19 protein-coding genes are annotated in these 17,060 nt (G+C 61.3%); 3 read left to right on the top strand and 16 right to left on the bottom strand.

The features are described 5' to 3' along the window. Nucleotides 1-9 precede the first annotated feature (9 nt). From RQP54_RS19370 to flgB, 4 genes are read right to left on the bottom strand one after another with little or no spacing between them, the layout of a single operon-like run. Nucleotides 10-1,386: a flagellar hook protein FlgE gene (locus RQP54_RS19370; protein ID WP_315680196.1), complete on the bottom strand. Its 1,377-nt coding sequence runs from the start codon at nt 1,384-1,386 to the stop codon at nt 10-12. Nucleotides 1,387-1,413: 27 nt separating this feature from the next. After that, nucleotides 1,414-2,067, bottom strand: a complete 654-nt coding sequence (locus RQP54_RS19365) for a flagellar hook assembly protein FlgD (protein ID WP_315680195.1) — start codon at nt 2,065-2,067, stop codon at nt 1,414-1,416. Nucleotides 2,068-2,092: 25 nt separating this feature from the next. After that, nucleotides 2,093-2,497 (bottom strand): flagellar basal body rod protein FlgC, encoded by a 405-nt coding sequence (gene flgC, locus RQP54_RS19360; RefSeq protein WP_315680193.1) that lies wholly within the window; start codon nt 2,495-2,497, stop codon nt 2,093-2,095. Nucleotides 2,498-2,516: 19 nt separating this feature from the next. Continuing rightward, entirely contained in the window at nt 2,517-2,948 is a 432-nt protein-coding gene (gene flgB / locus RQP54_RS19355; protein WP_315680191.1) for a flagellar basal body rod protein FlgB, read from the bottom strand. Between the two features lie 193 nt (nt 2,949-3,141). Between flgB and flgA the strand changes: the two genes are divergently transcribed. The 3 genes from flgA (at nt 3,142) to RQP54_RS19340 (ending at nt 4,693) form a co-directional block, all read left to right on the top strand. Continuing rightward, nucleotides 3,142-3,864: a flagellar basal body P-ring formation chaperone FlgA gene (flgA, locus tag RQP54_RS19350; protein WP_315680189.1), complete on the top strand. Its 723-nt coding sequence runs from the start codon at nt 3,142-3,144 to the stop codon at nt 3,862-3,864. Nucleotides 3,865-3,957: 93 nt separating this feature from the next. Beyond that, nucleotides 3,958-4,284: a flagellar biosynthesis anti-sigma factor FlgM gene (flgM, locus tag RQP54_RS19345; protein ID WP_315680188.1), complete on the top strand. Its 327-nt coding sequence runs from the start codon at nt 3,958-3,960 to the stop codon at nt 4,282-4,284. A 40-nt stretch (nt 4,285-4,324) separates the two neighbouring features. Further along, a complete protein-coding gene (locus tag RQP54_RS19340; RefSeq protein ID WP_315680186.1) occupies nt 4,325-4,693 on the top strand; it encodes a hypothetical protein in 369 nt (122 codons plus the stop codon). Nucleotides 4,694-4,860: 167 nt separating this feature from the next. Here the strand turns inward: RQP54_RS19340 and RQP54_RS19335 are convergent, their stop codons facing one another. The 12 genes from RQP54_RS19335 to flhD form a co-directional block, all read right to left on the bottom strand. Further along, nucleotides 4,861-5,577, bottom strand: a complete 717-nt coding sequence (locus RQP54_RS19335) for an RNA polymerase sigma factor FliA (RefSeq protein WP_315680184.1) — start codon at nt 5,575-5,577, stop codon at nt 4,861-4,863. A 2-nt stretch (nt 5,578-5,579) separates the two neighbouring features. Next, the gene (locus tag RQP54_RS19330) at nt 5,580-6,368 is read right to left on the bottom strand and encodes a hypothetical protein (protein ID WP_315680183.1); all 789 of its coding nucleotides are present in this window, start codon (nt 6,366-6,368) and stop codon (nt 5,580-5,582) included. Next, complete coding sequence (gene flhF / locus RQP54_RS19325; RefSeq protein WP_315680182.1) at nt 6,361-7,812, bottom strand: flagellar biosynthesis protein FlhF; 1,452 nt, start codon at nt 7,810-7,812, stop codon at nt 6,361-6,363. Before flhF ends, RQP54_RS19330 begins: the two co-directional genes overlap by 8 nt. Further along, nucleotides 7,809-9,890, bottom strand: coding sequence for a flagellar biosynthesis protein FlhA (gene flhA / locus RQP54_RS19320; protein ID WP_315680181.1), 2,082 nt, complete (start codon nt 9,888-9,890; stop codon nt 7,809-7,811). Before flhA ends, flhF begins: the two co-directional genes overlap by 4 nt. Continuing rightward, nucleotides 9,887-11,041, bottom strand: a complete 1,155-nt coding sequence (locus RQP54_RS19315) for an EscU/YscU/HrcU family type III secretion system export apparatus switch protein (protein ID WP_315680180.1) — start codon at nt 11,039-11,041, stop codon at nt 9,887-9,889. Before RQP54_RS19315 ends, flhA begins: the two co-directional genes overlap by 4 nt. A gap of 105 nt (nt 11,042-11,146) precedes the next feature. Beyond that, entirely contained in the window at nt 11,147-11,800 is a 654-nt protein-coding gene (locus RQP54_RS19310) for a protein phosphatase CheZ (RefSeq protein WP_315680178.1), read from the bottom strand. Beyond that, complete coding sequence (cheY, locus tag RQP54_RS19305) at nt 11,797-12,186, bottom strand: chemotaxis response regulator CheY (protein WP_315680177.1); 390 nt, start codon at nt 12,184-12,186, stop codon at nt 11,797-11,799. Before cheY ends, RQP54_RS19310 begins: the two co-directional genes overlap by 4 nt. A gap of 62 nt (nt 12,187-12,248) precedes the next feature. Continuing rightward, entirely contained in the window at nt 12,249-13,196 is a 948-nt protein-coding gene (motB, locus tag RQP54_RS19300) for a flagellar motor protein MotB (protein ID WP_315680175.1), read from the bottom strand. A gap of 12 nt (nt 13,197-13,208) precedes the next feature. Continuing rightward, nucleotides 13,209-14,066: a flagellar motor stator protein MotA gene (gene motA / locus RQP54_RS19295; protein ID WP_315680173.1), complete on the bottom strand. Its 858-nt coding sequence runs from the start codon at nt 14,064-14,066 to the stop codon at nt 13,209-13,211. A gap of 185 nt (nt 14,067-14,251) precedes the next feature. Next, nucleotides 14,252-15,958, bottom strand: a complete 1,707-nt coding sequence (locus RQP54_RS19290; protein ID WP_315680172.1) for a flagellinolysin — start codon at nt 15,956-15,958, stop codon at nt 14,252-14,254. Between the two features lie 119 nt (nt 15,959-16,077). Then, a complete protein-coding gene (gene flhC, locus RQP54_RS19285) occupies nt 16,078-16,614 on the bottom strand; it encodes a flagellar transcriptional regulator FlhC (protein ID WP_315680171.1) in 537 nt (178 codons plus the stop codon). Between the two features lie 33 nt (nt 16,615-16,647). Next, entirely contained in the window at nt 16,648-16,974 is a 327-nt protein-coding gene (gene flhD / locus RQP54_RS19280; protein WP_315680302.1) for a flagellar transcriptional regulator FlhD, read from the bottom strand. Nucleotides 16,975-17,060 lie beyond the last annotated feature (86 nt).

The raw sequence follows: 17,060 nt of genomic DNA, 5'->3' as shown, positions 1-17,060 counted from the left end.
TAGCGTCGATCAGCGCAGGTTCACCAGGGTCGACATCACCTGGTCCTGGGTCTTGATGGTCTGGGCGTTGGCCTGGTAGTTGCGTTGCGCGGTCATCATGTTGACCAGTTCGGCGGTCAGGTCCACATTGGAGTCTTCCAGGGCGCCGGAGCGGATGCCGCCCATGTTGCCGTTGCCGGGTTGGCCCGAGATCGCCATGCCGGAGGTGACGGTTTCGACCCAGCCATCGCCATCGGGCTGCAGACCCTGCACATTGCGGAAGTCGGCCAGCGCCACCATGCCCTTGGCCTGGCTTTCGCCGTTGGAGTAACGGGTGGTGATGACGCCCTTGTCGTTGATCGAGATACCGGTCAGGTTGCCGGCGGTGTAGCCGTCCTGGTCCAGCGACGACACCGCGAAGGAGGTGCCGTACTGGCTGACGTTGGAGACATCCAGCGTTGCAGCAAAGGTGCCGATGTTGGGGTTGGGCGAGGTCAGGTTGATGGTTGGCGACGTCAGCGGGCTGGTGAGCTTGCCGGTGGTGTCGAAGGTCATGCTGAAGGACGCACCGGAGGCCACCAGTGAAAGCGCGGGGCCGGCGTAGGCACCGGCACCGGCACTGGTCAGGGTGGGTTTCAGGTCACCGCCGGCGGTATTGGCCGGAATGGCATTCCAGGCCGCGTTAGCGACGCTGGTGGCGGTGGTGGCCGCGTTGGTGGTCAGCGCCGTGGTGCCGGCAGCGACGGTGTTGGAATCGAACACGTCCCAGGTGTCGGCGCCGGTCTTGACGAAATACAGGCTCACCGGAATACCCACGCCCTGCGAGTCGTAGGCCGTCAGTGCGGTGCCGTAGGTGGCAATGGGGGTCGGGGGTACGGTGCTGATCGCCGTCTGGGCGCGGGCATCGAGGTTGAGTTCGGCCGTGATGTTGGCGGTGGCCTGGGCCGGAATAGGTGCACCCGTGGGCAGGGTCAGCGGGACTGCCTGGGTCGAGGTGGGGTTGCCCAGTACGTCGGTGGGGTAGCCGCGCAACTTGGCGCCGGAGTTGGTGATGATGCCGCCGTTCGCGTCCAGCTTGAACTGGCCGTCGCGGGTGTAGGCAAACGTACCGTCTTTCTTTTCCAGCATGAAGAACCCGCCGCCGTTGACCGCCAGGTCCAGGGTATTGCCGGTGAGCGAGATGTTGCCCTGGGAGAACTGCTGCGATACGGCGGAAATGGCCACACCAATGCCGGAGCCCCCGGCCCCGCCACCGCCACTGGGGCCGATGGCCGAAGCCACCACGTCGGAGAATTCGGTGCGGGAGGCTTTCATGCCCACCGTGTTGGCATTGGCGATGTTGTGCCCGATCACGTCCAGGCTTTTGCCTGATGCATTGAGTCCAGAGAGTCCGGTTTGAAAGCTCATGGTGGTTTCCTTGGCGGGTCGTATTGATCAGAAGAAAGCTTTGATGGCGCTGTAGGGTACGGCTTGGCGGCCCTGGAGCTGCGCCAGCAAGGTACCGCTCGAATCCACGCCGATGGAGGCGATGGTGTCGCGGGCCAGGGCAGTGGCGTTGACCGCCAGCTTGCCCTGGGTTGCGGTGACCTTGAATGTGGGGCGGGTGATGCCGGGGTGTGCTGCGGCATTCCACTCGAAATTAACGCGGCCGGCGTTCTGGCTGCCCAGGGACAGGGTGTCGACCACCTGTCCGGCGCCGTCGAGAATCTGCACCGATACCTTCTCTGCACTGGATTCCAGGTCGATCGCGCCGCGGGCAACGCCGTTGTTGACCGACAAGGTGTTGGACTGCAGCAGCACGTCGTGGCCTACCAGGGGCGTCGCCTGCAGCACCTGCATGGAGGAGAACTGGGAGGCCATGCTGGTGATGGTGGTGTTGAGCTTCTCGATGCCGGCCACGGTGTTGATCTGTGCCATCTGGGTCGTCATCTGGGCATTGTCCATGGGGTTCATGGGGTCCTGGTTCTTGAGCTGCGCCACGAACAGCTTGAGGAACCGGTCCTGCGAGGCGGCAGCGTCGGATGCATTGGCCCCGGCGCTTCCCGTGGCGGTCTGGTTGTTGTTGACGGTAGCGGTGACGTTGCTCATGAACATGGTGGCGATCCCCTTGAATTTATTGGCCCATCTGCAGCGTCTTGAGCAGCAGCGACTTGGCCGTGTTCATCACCTCGACGTTGTTCTGGTACGAGCGCGATGCCGAGATCATGTTCACCATTTCCTCGACCGGGTTGACGTTGGACTGGGTGACATAGCCCGCCTCATCGGCCGCCGGGTGCGACGGGTTGTGCACGCGCTTGAAGGGTTCGTTGCTTTCGGTAATGCCGCTGACGCGTACACCGGCGGCGGACTCCGCCCCCATGAGGGTGGTTTCGAACACCACCTGGCGGGCCTTGTAGGCCTGTCCGTCCGGACCGGCCACCGCATCCACGTTGGCCAGGTTTGAGGCCACCACGTTGAGGCGCTGGGACTGCGAGCTGATCGCACTGCCCGACACGTTGAAGATGGAAAACATGGACATGGGGTGTTCCTTTCAGCGCCTATTGGCCCTGGATGGCGCTCAACATGGTGCGCGATGTCCCGTTGATGAAACGCAGTGTGGCTTCGTAGCGCACCGCGTTGTCGACAAAACTGGCGCGCTCGCGGTCCAGGTCCACACTGTTGCCATCCATCGCTGGCTGCGACTGGACGGTGTAGGCCAGGGTGGTGTCTGTGCTGCCCGTGCGGCTTTGCAGTGGCAGGTGGGCGGCATGGGTCTTGCCGCTGGTGTTGGCCGTTTCCGTCGGTGTGGGGCGGATGCCGCGGCCTTCGCCCAGCGCGTCGGCCATGGCGGCCTTGAAGTCAATGTCGTGCCCCTTGAATCCAGGGGTGTCAACGTTGGCGATATTGCTGGCGATCAGGCGCTGGCGTTCGGCGCGCACGACCAAGGCCTTCGACTGGAAGTCCAATCCCTGGGTGAGCTGAGCAAACATGTGGCACCTCGATTCGTGAGCGCTCCCTGTCTTCGGACGCGGGAGCAGGATGTTCGCCAATTATGGAAACCGCGCTGAATTTCTAAAGCGGGAATAGCCCGCCATTCCCCCTGCATTTCGTGCGCTGTACACCGGTGTGTTTTCCTATAGTGGATAGCAATTGCGCAAAGGTCAAATGGTTTCGGGGGTATCCATGCATTCATTCATTGCTGGTCTGGTGTGTCGTTCCGCCTTGGCGACCATGCTGGGCCTGGCCGCCAGTTCGGCTGTGGCCCAGGGCGCGGCCGACCTGCAGGGACAGGCCCTGCAGTGGCTGCAGTCGGCCGTACGAGAATCCGGCATGGCCCGTGATGGCGCGCTGCGGATGGAGGTCAGCGTTGGCGAGCTCGATGCGCGCCTGAAGCTGGCCCCGTGCGGCAATCTGGAGTTTTACCAGCCCCCCGGTGCGCGTTTGTGGGGGCGCACGCGTGTCGGTGTCCGTTGCGTGGATGGCATGGCGCGCTGGAATGTGTCGGTGCCGGCCACCGTTCGCGCCACGGGGCTGGCGTGGGTGCTGCGCAACCCGGTTTCAGTCGGCGCTCCGATTTCCGATAAGGATGTGGTGCAGGCCGAAGTGGATTGGGCGGCAGAGTCCGACCCGATCCTGGACCAGCGCAGCCAGTGGCTGGACCAGATAGCGTCCCGATCCCTGGTGGCGGGGCAGCCGCTGCGCCGGACCATGGTCAAGCCTGCCCAGGTGTTCCAGCCAGGGGCAGTGGTCCGGGTTGTGGCCCAGGGTGCGGGCTTCCAGGTTTCGGCCGAGGGGCAGGCGCTGACCGCCGGTGTCGTGGGACAAAATGCCCGGGTGCGCATGGACAATGGACGGGTGTCGTCCGGCGTCGTGGTGGACACCCGGACGGTACGGATTGATCTGTGATGCCGAATTCGTCGAAAATAGGCCTCAAGTTGTCGCTCAAGTGGTCGATACCTCTCGTACGAGGCCGCTCTGAAAGCGGTTTTGGAGAACGCGATGAAAATAGGTCAACCTTCCGAATTGCCTGCGCTGGTCACCCAGACGCAGACGTCTGGTGCCCAGAAAACGGGGGCGCAAGCCCCGTCGACGCCCAACGCCACGGCCACCAAGAGCGCCCGATCGGCGGGAGTGGCCGTGTCGGTGTCCACATTGGCGCGCACCCTCGACAAGGGCGAGGCGGGCGATGCTGCGGACGTGGATTCCGCCAAGGTGGAGGCGGTCAAGACCGCCATCCAGCAAGGCACATACACCGTGAACGCGGAAGCGATTGCGGACAAACTTCTTTCCAACGCGCAGGAAATGCTCAACCGCACCATGCGGTAGGTCGCGCCCCGTGCGCTGGCAACGGTGCAGAGGTGTGATCATGGAATTGGAAGAAAAACTCAGCCAGGTCGAGTGTTCGCTCGACCTGGCTTTTGGCGCTTTGTTGGCCGGTGACACCCAGGCCCTGCTCGCCCACACCGAAGCGGTGCTGGCTGGCAGCCAGTCGCTCGCAGCTGCGCAGGATACTGCTCCCAACCCGGCCTGGCGGGCTTGTGCACAACGTGTGCAAATACTGCGGGAGGCCCTGGCGCGCTGCCAGATTCAGAATGAAATGATGCTGCACCATTTGGTGCCGGCGTTCCAACAGCCCACGTACGGTGGAGCAGCCGTGGCAGGCGCACGCCCTGTGGTGTCCTTCAGTGGCGTTCCGCGCGCCTCCGGTCGAATGGAGCAGGTGCTGCGCGCCTGAGCGGGCCGAGCCTGCCCCTTCGCGCGGAGTGCTTTTTTCCTGTTGACAGTCGGGGGGCTTCCAGAGCGGAGTCGACCGCCGCGTGGGGTGTATTCAGTTCACGGGGAACGCGAACGCATTCCCCATTTTTGCCAACCGCGGATAGCCTCGTGAGCGGGTCCGCGGTTTCAGTGGGAACGCATCTTGGCGCGAAGTCTGGCGATGGACTGGCTGTGCAACTGGCATACACGGGATTCCGTGACGTCAAGTACCGCAGCAATTTCCTTCAGATTCATGTCCTGCTCGTAGTACATGCTCATGATGTACTGCTCACGTTCAGGCAGTTGCTTGATGGCATCCACCAGGGCCTGGCGCAGGCGCTGGTCGCGCAGCATGTGCAATGGGTCGGCGTCATTGTCGGCCACATGCCGATCCAGGTAGGAGTCGTCATCGTCATGGCTGCCAGACATGTCCTCCAGATACACCAACTGGGTGCCGCGCACCTTGCTCAGCAGGCTCTGGTATTCCGGCAGCGACATGCCCAGTTCGCTCGCGATCTCGGACTCCAGCGGGGTACGACCCAGTCGGTGTTCGAGTCGACGCAGCGCCTCCTCGATTTCCTTCTGGCTCTTGCGCGAACCACGCGACATCCAGTCGTTCTCGCGCAACTCGTCGAGCATGGCGCCCCGGATGCGTTGGGTGGCAAAGGTCTCGAACTGCACGCCTTGGGACGCCTCGTAGCGCGACAACGCCTCGGACAGCCCGATCAGGCCCACCTGGATCAGGTCGTCCACTTCGATGCTGGGCGGCAACTTCGCCATCATGTGGTGGGCCAGTCGGCGCACCAGTGGCTGGTACTGCTTGATCAGTGCCGTGCGGTCCAGCTGTCCCTTGGCGGTGTACATCGTCAATTCATCCTCGTGGCGAAATTGTGTGTTTCGCGCCCATGTCCGGGCCGGCCGTCGGTCCAGGATGGCTCTAGCGTAACCGATTCTTCCAACAGTGTCTGCACCAGTGCCTGGACGGCCAGATCCTGGCCGTTTCCAAGGTCAGAAATGCGTCGCACATGGACACTGAGCCCGAGGAAATGCCCTGCGCAATCGCTCAGGCTTCGGGAGATCGCATGGGCGTGCTCCAGGTCGACAACGCTGGTGTCGAGTCGCTGAACCACGGCGGGAACCACGCCCGCATGCAACCACAGGCGTTTGAGCGCCAGGTAGCTGGTCATCAGCGACGACTTGGCGGCCGACATGGCCAACAGGGGGCGAACGCCCGTGCTGGCTACCCAGGGTGCGAGTGTCTCCGCCGTCGCGTACACCAGCAGAACGCTGTCCGTGACGGCGAGCCGACACCATTGCAACTCCGACACGATGGTTTCAAAACTCTCGGTTGCGAGAGACTGCAGGCCCCAGCGCGCCGGGGCGACTTGCCAGGAGTGATGTGCCGCGCTGGACGGTTTTGGTAGCCAACCGTGCTCCAAAGCCTGGGCCAGGCCATGGTTTTCCGGTGTTTCAGCCTTGGTTCCGTCCAATACCGTGACGCCATAGTTTCTCTGTGCCAATGCATCGCACAGCTGCCACATCAGCGGCAATTCTGCGTCCGCATCCCCATGGCACACCATCGCCAGCAAGCGCGCTGGTCGACCACCACCGGCGTCCATCAGGCCAGCGGCCTGGCTGCTGCGAGCTTCAGGCATGGGCGGAACTCCGGTGGGCTGGAACAGCGCTGGGCGCTTGGTTGAAAAACAGCGGCAGGTCGCCGATCTTGGGGTCAAACGCCGAGCTTGGCGTGGTCCGCATGGACATGCGCACCAGTTGGTGGGCCTGGGCAGCTTCCCAGTCTTCGGGTACACGCTGACCCGTGGTGATGCCCCGAAGCCGCAATTGGTGACGAATGGATGCGTCGACTACGGGCCCCATCTTCACCGCCTCGTCCGTCTTGGACAGGATGGCATCCTGGCTGGCGGTGGTCTTGAAGCAACTGATGGCTTCGTCGAGGGTGTCACCGTGTCCGCCGGCATTCAGTACCAGGATGCGCTGCACGTCGGGAAGGTCCAGCAGCTCCAGCATCTCGCGCTTGCGCGGGTCGCGCGGTGCGATGCCCGTGGTGTCGATCAGCACCAGCTTTTTTCCTGCCAGCAGACCCAGCAGGTCCTGCAGGGCAGCCTTGTCGTGGGCCAGGTGGGCGACAACGCCCATCATCTTTCCGTAGGCACGCAGTTGTTCGTGCGCACCCACGCGGTAGGTGTCCAGGGTGATCAGCCCCACCGATGCGGGGCCATAGGCCTGCGCGCACAGGCCGGCGAGCTTGGCCGCCGTGGTGGTTTTGCCGACGCCCGTGGCGCCCACCAGCGCGTAAATGCCACCATGCTCATGGAGGGCGGGGTGGCCTGCGTCAGTGCGCAGGTTGCGCTCCAGCACATCCACAGTCCAGCGCAGGGCCTCTTGCGCATCCAGACCGGCTGGAAGGCGTTCGAGGATGGCGCGCGACAGCGCCGGTGAATAGCCGGCACGGATCATCTTCATCATCATGCCGGACTGCACCGGACTTTGTTTGGCCTGACCCAGCCAGGCCAGGGTGTTGAAGCGTTCCTCGATCATCTCCTTCATCGCCTGCAGCTCCTCGGCGATGGCGGGGCTGGCCTCCTGCGATTGCGCAGGCATGGGCGCCATTACCCTGCGAGGCGGGGCGGATGGTGTGGCGCGCACGGACTTGACGCTGTCCTCCAGTCGGATCGGATCGAGTGTCGCTGCCGGGCGGGGAGGGCGGCTGTCGGACTGCGTGCTGGCAGCGCGAGGTGCCACGGGGGTTGGCTTGCTGGCAGGAGCCTCTTCCTGGCGGCGCTTGGCCATGCGCTCGCGTACGTAGTCCTGGAACGACAGGGTGCTCATGGCCAGACGGTCCGCGTCCTCTTCCACCTGGGATGCGACTTCACGATAGTTGGGCGCCTCGGATGGGCGCTTCTTGCCGCCGGAGGCACCTCCTTCAAGGTCGGCCAATGACTCTTCGGCCGTGGCCATGACTTCCACGCCGTGCTCTGTCTGGCGGTTCGAGAGGATCAAGGTGCTTTCCCCAAAAACGGCCCGGGCCTTCGACAGCGCTTCCCGGGAGGTCGGCGCGGTAAAGCGTTGGATGTTCATGTCAATGCTCCTTGCAGGATCGGTCCGATCCGGATCGTATGGGTCTCAGGTATCTCGCTATGTGCCAACACTTGCAGGCGCGGCGCCACGCGCCGCACCAGGCGGGCGATGGACGAGCGAATGGGGTCCGGAACCAACAGGCAGGCCGGTATTCCCATTTCTTCCTGCTTCATGGCAGTGTCTGCAGCGGTGCGGCTGATCAGATCGGCCACACCAGGATCCAATGCCGGTCCTTGCGCACTGCCCAGGGCCTGGACAAGCAGGCGCTCGAGCGCGGGATCGATGGCGATCACGTTGAGTTCCTTGGTGGGGCCGTAGATCTGCTGGACGATGGCAGGAGCCAGGGCTACACGGATGCGCTTGGCCAGCTCGGTCGGGTCCGTGGTGCTGGTGGCATGTTCTGCAATCGATTCGATGATGGTGCGGATGTCGCGTATGTGCACAGACTCCTCCAACAGGAGTTGCAGTACTTTCTGGAATACGGCGATCGAAACCATTTTGGGTACTACTTCTTCAATCAACTTGGGCGCTTGGCGTGCCACATGCTCGACCAGCTGCTGGGTCTCTGTCCGGCTGAGCAATTTGGCCGCTTGTGTTTGCATCAAGTGTGACAAATGGGTGGCCATGACAGTCTCGGAATCAACCACCGTAAACCCGGCCATTTGCGCCGTTTCCTTCTGCTTGTCGTCAATCCAGTGGGCCGGCAGGCCAAAGGCCGGGTCCGTGGTCGGTGTGCCAATCAGCGGCGTGCTGATGCCGCCCGGATTAATGGCCAGGTGCATGCCCGGGAAGGCCTCGCCTTCGCCTACCACTACGCCACGCAGGGTGATTCGGTAGGCGCTGGGTTTGAGTTCGAGGTTGTCGCGCACATGCACGGCTGGGGGAAGGAATCCGACCTCCTGGGCAAACTTGCGCCGTACGCCCTTGATCCGGTTGAGCAGATCACCTTGGCGATTCTTGTCTACCAACGCGATCAAGCGATAGCCGAGTTCCAGGCCGAGTTGGTCAACCGGTTGCAGGTCGTCCCACGATGCTTCTCCATCCTGGGGCGTGGTTGGGGCCGCTGCCGCAGGCTCTGCCGGAGGAGGCCGGTTGGCCAGTACCCAGGCCGCATAGCCCAGTGCGCCGCCGATGCCGAGGAAAACCAGATGGGGCATGCCCGGAATGACACCCAGGGTGACCATGATGCCACCGGTGATCCCCAGCACCCGTGGCGACACGAACATCTGACCGACGATCTGCTTGCCGATGTCGCTTTCCTTGCCGACGCGGGAGACCACCATGGCCGCAGCGACGGAGATCAGCAGCCCCGGGATCTGTGCGACCAGCGCATCACCGACCGCCAAGAGAATGTAGGAGTTTGCTGCCTGCGAGGCCGAAAGATCGTGCTGCAGAACACCCACGGTGAAGCCGCCGAAGATGTTGATGAGGAGGATCAGAATACCTGCGATGGCGTCGCCGCGAACGAACTTCGAAGCACCGTCCATGGAGCCGAAGAACTCGGCTTCATCGCCAATCTCGGCGCGACGGCGCTTGGCCTCCTTTTCGTCGATCAGACCTGCGTTCAGATCCGCATCGACGGCCATCTGCTTGCCGGGCATGGCATCCAGGGTGAACCGGGCAGACACCTCGGCGATGCGCTCGGACCCCTTGGTGACCACGACAAAGTTGATCACCACCAGAATGGCGAACACGATCAGACCGACGGCGAAGTTGCCACCGATCAGGAAGTGACCGAATGCCTCGATGACCTTGCCTGCTGCCCCGGGGCCGGTATGGCCTTCGAGCAGCACCACGCGGGTAGAGGCGACGTTCAGCGACAGGCGCATCAGGGTGGTCAGCAGCAACACGCTCGGGAAGGCTGCAAAGTCGAGCGGCTTGATCATGTACGCTGCCACCATCATCACCATCAGCGCGACGGCGATGTTGATGGTGAAGAACGCGTCCAGCAGGAATGGGGGAAGCGGCAGAACCATCATGGCCAGGATGGCGACGACCAGCAGTGGCGCGGCCAAGCCTTGCAGCATGTGGCGGTTGGTTCCGAGCCAGCTTTGAAGCGGTTTCAGGTAGGCGTTCATGCGGTGGCTGCCTTCACGGTGTTGCTCAATGGATCCAGCTCAGGCGGGACGAAGGGTTGCGGGACTTCCTGTGGCATCGGGCCCATGCCCTTGAGCGCTGCGCGCAGGCGGTAGACATAGGCCAGCACCTGTGCCACTGCGGTGTACAGAGTGGCTGGAATGTCCTCATTGAGTTCGGCATTGGCATAGAGCGCACGGGCCAGCATGGGGGACTGCAATACCGGTACTGCGTTTTGCTTGGCCAGGTCGCGGATGCGCAAGGCCAGCAGGTCGGCGCCCTTGGAGATCACCTGAGGTGCCGCCATGGTTTTTTCGTCGTAGCGGATTGCCACGGCAAAGTGTGTCGGGTTCATCACGACAAAGTCGGCTTTCGGCACCGCGTTGACGCTGGCCTTCTGCGCCAATTCGCGCTGGCGCTGGCGAATCTTTCCCTTGAGTTGGGGGTTGCCGTCCGATTCCTTGCTCTCCTGCTTGACCTCCTGATGCGACATCTTCATCTGATCCTTGTGCAGGAAGCTCTGCAGGGGCACGTCAATCATGGCTGCGCCAAGCACCACCAGCAACATGAGACCGAGACCACCGGTCATCCACTGCACCAGGTAGCCGATCGAGTCGGGTGAGGGCTGCAGCAGCAGCATGGACAGTGGCACCAGGCCGCTCTTCAGGAACACCGCAGCAATGCTCAGGAGAATCAGCATCATGACCACGGTCTTGGAGACGGTCAGCATCTGCTTCTTGGAAAACAGGTTGCCAAACCCCGACAGCGGGTTGACGCGCGAGAAATCGGGTAGCAAAGGCTTCAGGCTCAGGACCCAGCCGCCGGCGGCGATGGATGCAACCACGACTGCCGCGCTCACCAGCACGCCGAATACGGCGCTGGCCGCCAGGCCCACCGCCGTGGCATTCTGCAGGCGCTCGAACACTACCAGGGGATAGCGGATGGCCGTGGCATCGAAGCGCAGCTGCTGCTGCATCGTGCGCTGCAGGTGCTCATACATGATGGGTGACAAGGTGAGCAGCACGAAGCAACCCACGCCCAGCAAGGCCAGGTGCGTCAGGTCCTGGGATCGGCTGACCTGACCGTCGTCCCGCGCCTTCTTGAGCTTTCGCTCCGAAGCCGGTAAATTGCGATCTTGACTTCCTGAATCCATGGTGACACTGCGGGGTAGTTGTCACCATTGTCGCGAGAGGCCTTGGGAACTAAAGTGCAAAAAGGCGGGAAATACCCGCCTTTTTGCAAATCGATTCAGCCGATCTCAGAAGCCGAGGCTGGCCAGCAGGTCGTCCACTTCGGACTGGTTGGTCACGACTTCCTTGTTAGCCTGTCCGTCCACCACCGGACCGGCAAGGGTGGGCTCATAGGGCGCATGGGGTGTAGGCGCCTTCACCACGGTATCGGGTGGCGCAGTCTTTACCAGCAGGAGGATCAGCTGTTCTTCGATGGTGGCCGCGAGATTCACGACCTTGGCGATGACTTGACCGGTCAGGTCATGGAAGTCTTGCGCCATCATGATTTCGGTCAGGTTCTGATCGATCTTGCGAGTCGACTCTTCGACGTCCTGTACGAAATTCATCACATGGCCCTTGGCGACGGCAGCCACCGGGTCCTGCACGATCAATTGTCCGATGCGGCGTGTTTCCTCGGCGATGTGGTCGTGGTGAGCCTTGGCCTGGTCGACCTGGTTGAGCACCTTTTCTGCGGCTTGCCCGGTCAGTTTGGCAATGTAGGACAGACGGCTTTTGGCGTCGGGCAGTTCTCCAGCCCAGTCCTTGACCTTGTCAGCCAGACCCAGGCCATTGAGCGAGTCGTGCAGTTGGCGGGTCAGGCTTCCAAGCTGTTGGTGGATTTCCAGGGCGGTGGCCAGGTCCGTGCTCAATGCAACCGGTGCAGATTTCTCGGGGGCACTCATTTCAGGCCGTTTTTGGTGAGGATGTGGTTGACCTTGTCTTCCAGTGTGGCCTTGGTGAAGGGCTTGACGATGTAACCAGCGGCACCCTGTTGGGCGGCCAGGACGATGTCTTCCTTGCGCGCTTCTGCCGTCACCATCAGCACCGGAATGTGCTTGAGCTTGTCGTCCTTCTTGATTTCCGCCAGCAACTGGAAGCCGTTCATGTTGGGCATGTTGATGTCGCTGACCACGAAATCAAAACTGCTTGTACGCAGTTTTTGCAGCGCTACCACGCCATCTTCAGCCTCGTCTGCCTCCGCATAACCGCTTTCCTTGAGCAGATTGCGCACGATGCGGCGCATGGTCGAGAAATCATCAACAACGAGAAAACGCAGTTCTTTGGACATGGGCGAACCCCTTCGAAGGGCGAATTTTTTACAGTAATTAGTATGACCGAATTTTTCCGGGTTTAGGGGCTGGGTTTAACCCCAGCTATGGCCGGTTTCGGGGGTGTTTCGGATTCTTCGCCGTCAAGCTCCGTTGACTTCTTGCCCAGCAGGCGCTCTTCCGCCTCGTGGGTCATCACCAGAATGCTGATACGGCGGTTGGCCGGGTTGTAGGGGTCTTCAGGTGTCAGGAGGAGGCTGGAGGCCATGCCAACCACACGGGCCAGCTTGCTTTCAGGCATGCCCGCCGCCTGGAGTTCTCGGCGGGATGCATTCGCGCGATCTGCCGACAACTCCCAATTGCTGTACCCGCGTGCCGCATTCGCATAGGAAGACTGGTCGGTGTGGCCGTCCAGGCTAATCTTGTTGTCAATTTCGGTCAGGGCCGCACCGATTTCCTGCAGGATGGCCCGCATGTAGGGCTTCACCTGGGCACTGCCGCTGTCAAACATGGGGCGGCGCTGGTCATCAACAATCTGGATGAGCAGACCGTCGGGCGTGATCTCCAACTTGATTTGCGACGCGAACTCGGCCATCTTGGCATTGTTAGAAATGGTCGCCGCGATTTTTGCGCTCAGTTCCGCCAAGGCCTGGGCATCCTTCTTGGCGACTTCGCCTTTCGGGTTGTCACCGGACATCCGTTTTGCGGTCTTGTCCTTGCCATCGCCACTCTTTACCTGTCCGGCGGTCTGGGTCAGGTCGCTCCCCCCTCCGGGCAAGATGCTATTGCTGGAACCTGAGCCCGCGCCTCCCTGCATGGCAACCTTCAACGGCGATTGGAAGTAGTCGGACAGGCCTTTCTTGTCGCCTTCTGTCGTGCTGCCCAGCAGCCACATCAGCAGGAAGAAGGCCATCATGGCGGTCACGAAGTCGGCGTAGGCGATCTTCCAGGCACCACCATGCGCTGCGTGCCCGCCTTTCTTGACACGCTTGATGATGATCGGCTGGAGTTTCTTTGCGTCTCCCGCCATGGTCAGCGACTCTTATTTCTTCTTGACATGCGCTTCGAGCTCCTGGAAGGTGGGGCGCTCGGTGGAATACAAGACCTTGCGACCGAACTCGATCGCAGTGGAGGGGTTGTAGCCTTGCATGCTGGCCAGCAGAGTGGTCTTGATGCACTGGAATTCCTTGGAGCCTTCTTCCACTTTCTGCTCCAGCAAACCCGCCAGCGGCTCGGCAAAAGCGTAGGCCAGCAAGATGCCCAAGAAGGTACCCACCAGGGCGGAACCGATCATGCCACCCAGCACGGCGGGTGGCTGCCCCACCGAGCCCATGGTGTTCACCACGCCCAGCACCGCCGCGACGATACCGAAAGCAGGCAAACCACCTGCCACCCGTTGCAGTGCTGCAACGGCAGCATGCTCTTCATGGTGGTGGGTCTCGATTTCACTGTCCATCAGCGATTCGATTTCGTGGGCATTGAGGTTGCCCGACACCATCATGCGCAGGTAGTCGGTGATGAACTCCACCACATGGTGGTCGCTGCCAACGTTCGCGTACTTCTTGAAGATCTCGGAATTCTGTGGCTCCTCGACATCCTTTTCGATCGCCATCAGACCTTCCTTGCGCGCCTTCTGCAGGATGTCGTACAGCAGGGCCAGGAGTTCCATGTAGCGATCTCGGGTGTATTTGCTGCCCTTGAAGCAGGCCCCCAAACCAGCGACGGTCTTCTTGATGACCTTCATCTGGTTGTTCGCCACGAAGGCGCCGACGGTGGCACCACCGATGGTGATCAGTTCGAATGGAAGGGCATGCAGCACCACGCTGATGTTGCCACCGTGCGCAATGAACACCCCGAACACGCATCCGAGGCAAATGAGCCAACCGACAATTACAAACATAGGCGCATTGTGACAAAGGAGCAAAAGCCCCCAGAACTGGATGTAGCGGCCTTTTGGGGCGCTTCTCTATCATATCGTCGGATGCCGAGTTGGTTGGAATTTGTGGTTCTAGTTGTCATTGATCCTCATGGTTTCTTGACTTTTTGCTATCACTTTATGAGTTGTTCGGAACTGCTGTGCCGGCGTCAACGCAGCAACGCCAGCACTTCCCGGGGCAACTGATTCGCCTGGGCGATCATGGCATTGGCAGCCTGTTGCAGTATCTGGCTGCGCGACAGGTTGGCCGTCTCCACTGCGAAGTCGGCATCCATCACCCGCGAACGACTGGCTGACAGACTATCTGATCCGGTTTGCAGGTTGCTGATGGTCGATTCAAGTCGCGACATTTGTGCGCCGATGCGCGCGCGCGTCCCGCTCACGTAGTCCAACGCCTTGTCGATGCGGCGCAGCGCTAGGCGCGAGCCATCGACCGTACTGATGTCCATGTCAGAAAGTCCTAGCGCCGCCAAATTCATGGCACCCACGGAGGTGTCAATGGTTTCACCCGCATTGGCTCCCACTTGGAAGCGCAATACCTGGCCAGAGCCGCCGCCCTTGGATACTTTTTCCCAGTTCTCGGCGAATCCTGACAATACGTCGGGCCCTGATCGACCACCGAAATCGTCCACGACCGATTCCATGGTTTGCGAAATCCCTCCATCAACGTCGAGTCCGCCAATGGCACCCACGTCAGCGTTGTTGAGGTCGAACGAAGCAATGAAAGCTGCACCGTCGGCGGTAAAGGCAGTCTTGGCGGCCGCCGCATCTGCAAATGCACCGTGTGATGCATTTGCGAAGGCGGCGTCAAGACCTGCACCGGCATGGGCGGCCATGTACTGCATGAGGTCTTGCACCCCCTGTCCGCCGGCGGCCTGGATCTTCTCGTGTACGTACCGAACGGCGGCATAAGCGCCGGGATAGAACCCGGCTGTGGACGAGTTTCCGGTCATGCCGGCAGTCACGATTTGGGCGGCGGTCTGCGAGCCCAGCGACAGTTTCAGGTAATCCTCACCGCCGTGAATGAATTCGGCTGAGCCTTCCACAAACCAGAGGTGGTTGCTGGTTAGATCCTGCCAATTGGTGGTGCGGGCCATGACCGCATGAACCATTTCGTGCGCAATGATGCGGTCCGCATAGAACGGAGCGCCCCCCCCGTTGGGCAAATTGGGCGGATTGAAATCCGCAAGGTCTACCTGCAGGGTCAGGCCTGTGCCGCGTCCGTTGCCGTCAAATCCGGTGGCTTGTACATAGGCAGCGACGTTGCCGGCTCCATCGGAAAACCCAGAGAGTTTGATCTGCAGCGCGGCGCCATCGGCGGAAATACCATAGGCGGTGCGCACCATATCTTCCGCGTTTTCCAGCCAACCGCCTTCAAGGCCCTCCATGACGGGATCCTTGGTGGCATCGGCATAGCCGGTTTGCTTGTTTCGGGCTTGGTCAAATATCTTTTGTCCATTGAACTCCGCAGTGAGCCCCGAGCGCTCGACCTCCTTGGCGAGTTGGGCGGCTTCCATCTGGAGCGCTTGCCGATCGCTGGCAGAGTTGGTGGCGTTGGCCGATTGCACCGCTAGCTCACGGATGCGCTGCAAGTTGGCAGCAATTCCACCAATGGAGCCTTCGGCAGTCTGAAGCAACGAAATGCCATCGTTTGCATTGCGAACGGCCTGGTTCTGTCCCCGTATCTGACTGGACATGCGCTCTGCAATTGCCAGGCCTGCTGCATCATCGCGCGCTGAATTGATTCGCAGGCCGCTCGACAGGCGCTGGATTGACGAGTTCAGTGTGCCCAGCGAACTGTTCAACTGCCGTTGAACGTTCAGCGAAACCACATTGGTACTGATCGTCATTCCCATGACCGTGCCTACGCCTCCTTAGCGCAGCGACGGCGCTATCGGGCCGGATTTGCTGCTTCAGGGAAGCTATCGGCCTTCAGCAGGGGAACTTGAGAAATGGAGGTGAAACCCGGCTTGATTCAGTGCAGCAGAATCCCACCGGCGTTGGATCCTTTGCCAGCGCGTGCCGGAGGCGAGCACAGGCCACATTCGAAGTGGCGCGAGTTTTCATACGCTTCGCTGACGAAATGGCCGCCGCACTTCGAACATTTGGTCATGGACAGCATGTTGTTGTCGATGAACTTCACCAGGCGCCAGGCGCGGGTGATTGACAGCAAGGGCTCGACGCCGCAGGCGGTGATTTGCTCCAGATACAGCTTGTAAGCCTTCATGATGGCGTCGATGTCCTCCATGGCCGACACTTTGGTCAGGTACTGGTAGGTGTTCTGGAACAGCGAGGCGTGGATGTTGGGTTGCCAGGTAAGAAACCATTCGGTAGAGAAGGGCAGCTGACCTTTTGACGGGGAACGGCCGGCGACTTCCTTATACAGCCGCAGCAAGCGCTCGTAGGACAGGCTGGTTTCACTTTCGAGTACCTGAAGGCGGGCGCCCAGCTGGATCAGCGCGACGGCACGTTCGACCTGCTTGGAGTCCTGGAGTACGCTTTTGGTGGCCATGGTGGTTGCTCCTGTGGTGTAAGGGGGCGCTATTTACATGGCCTCGGCAAACTTGCCGGACATGAGGATGCTGGCGTGCAGCTTGGTGGTGGCGTCGTTGTCGACTTTGGCGATGTTGTGGTTGGTCAGCAGGTTCCACACAATGTCATCGTCAACCCGGAAGCGGCACAGTAGCATGTTGCCGGAGGCAATCTTGAGAATCTGGGCTGGGGACATGGCGCCGATAAGATCGGCGGCTTCTTCCGACAGCCCCAGGCGAAACAGCGCTTCGGCCTTGTCCTGGCGAATCAGGTTCTGGGCCAGCATCAGGTAGGTGAGGTTGGCTTCCCGGATCTCGGTCAGCATCTGTTCGTTGGTCATGTTCGGCTCCTTGGGTTGGGTGGTGCTGCGTGTCAACACCATGGAGCGAATTGTTCAATTTACGGGCGCGAACTTGAATCGGAAGA

Source organism: Curvibacter sp. APW13, from assembly GCF_032337135.1.
GTDB lineage: Bacteria > Pseudomonadota > Gammaproteobacteria > Burkholderiales > Burkholderiaceae_C > Allorhodoferax.
The sequence above is the reverse complement of the archived record's forward strand: the minus strand, read 5'-3'. Positions and strand labels throughout refer to the sequence as shown.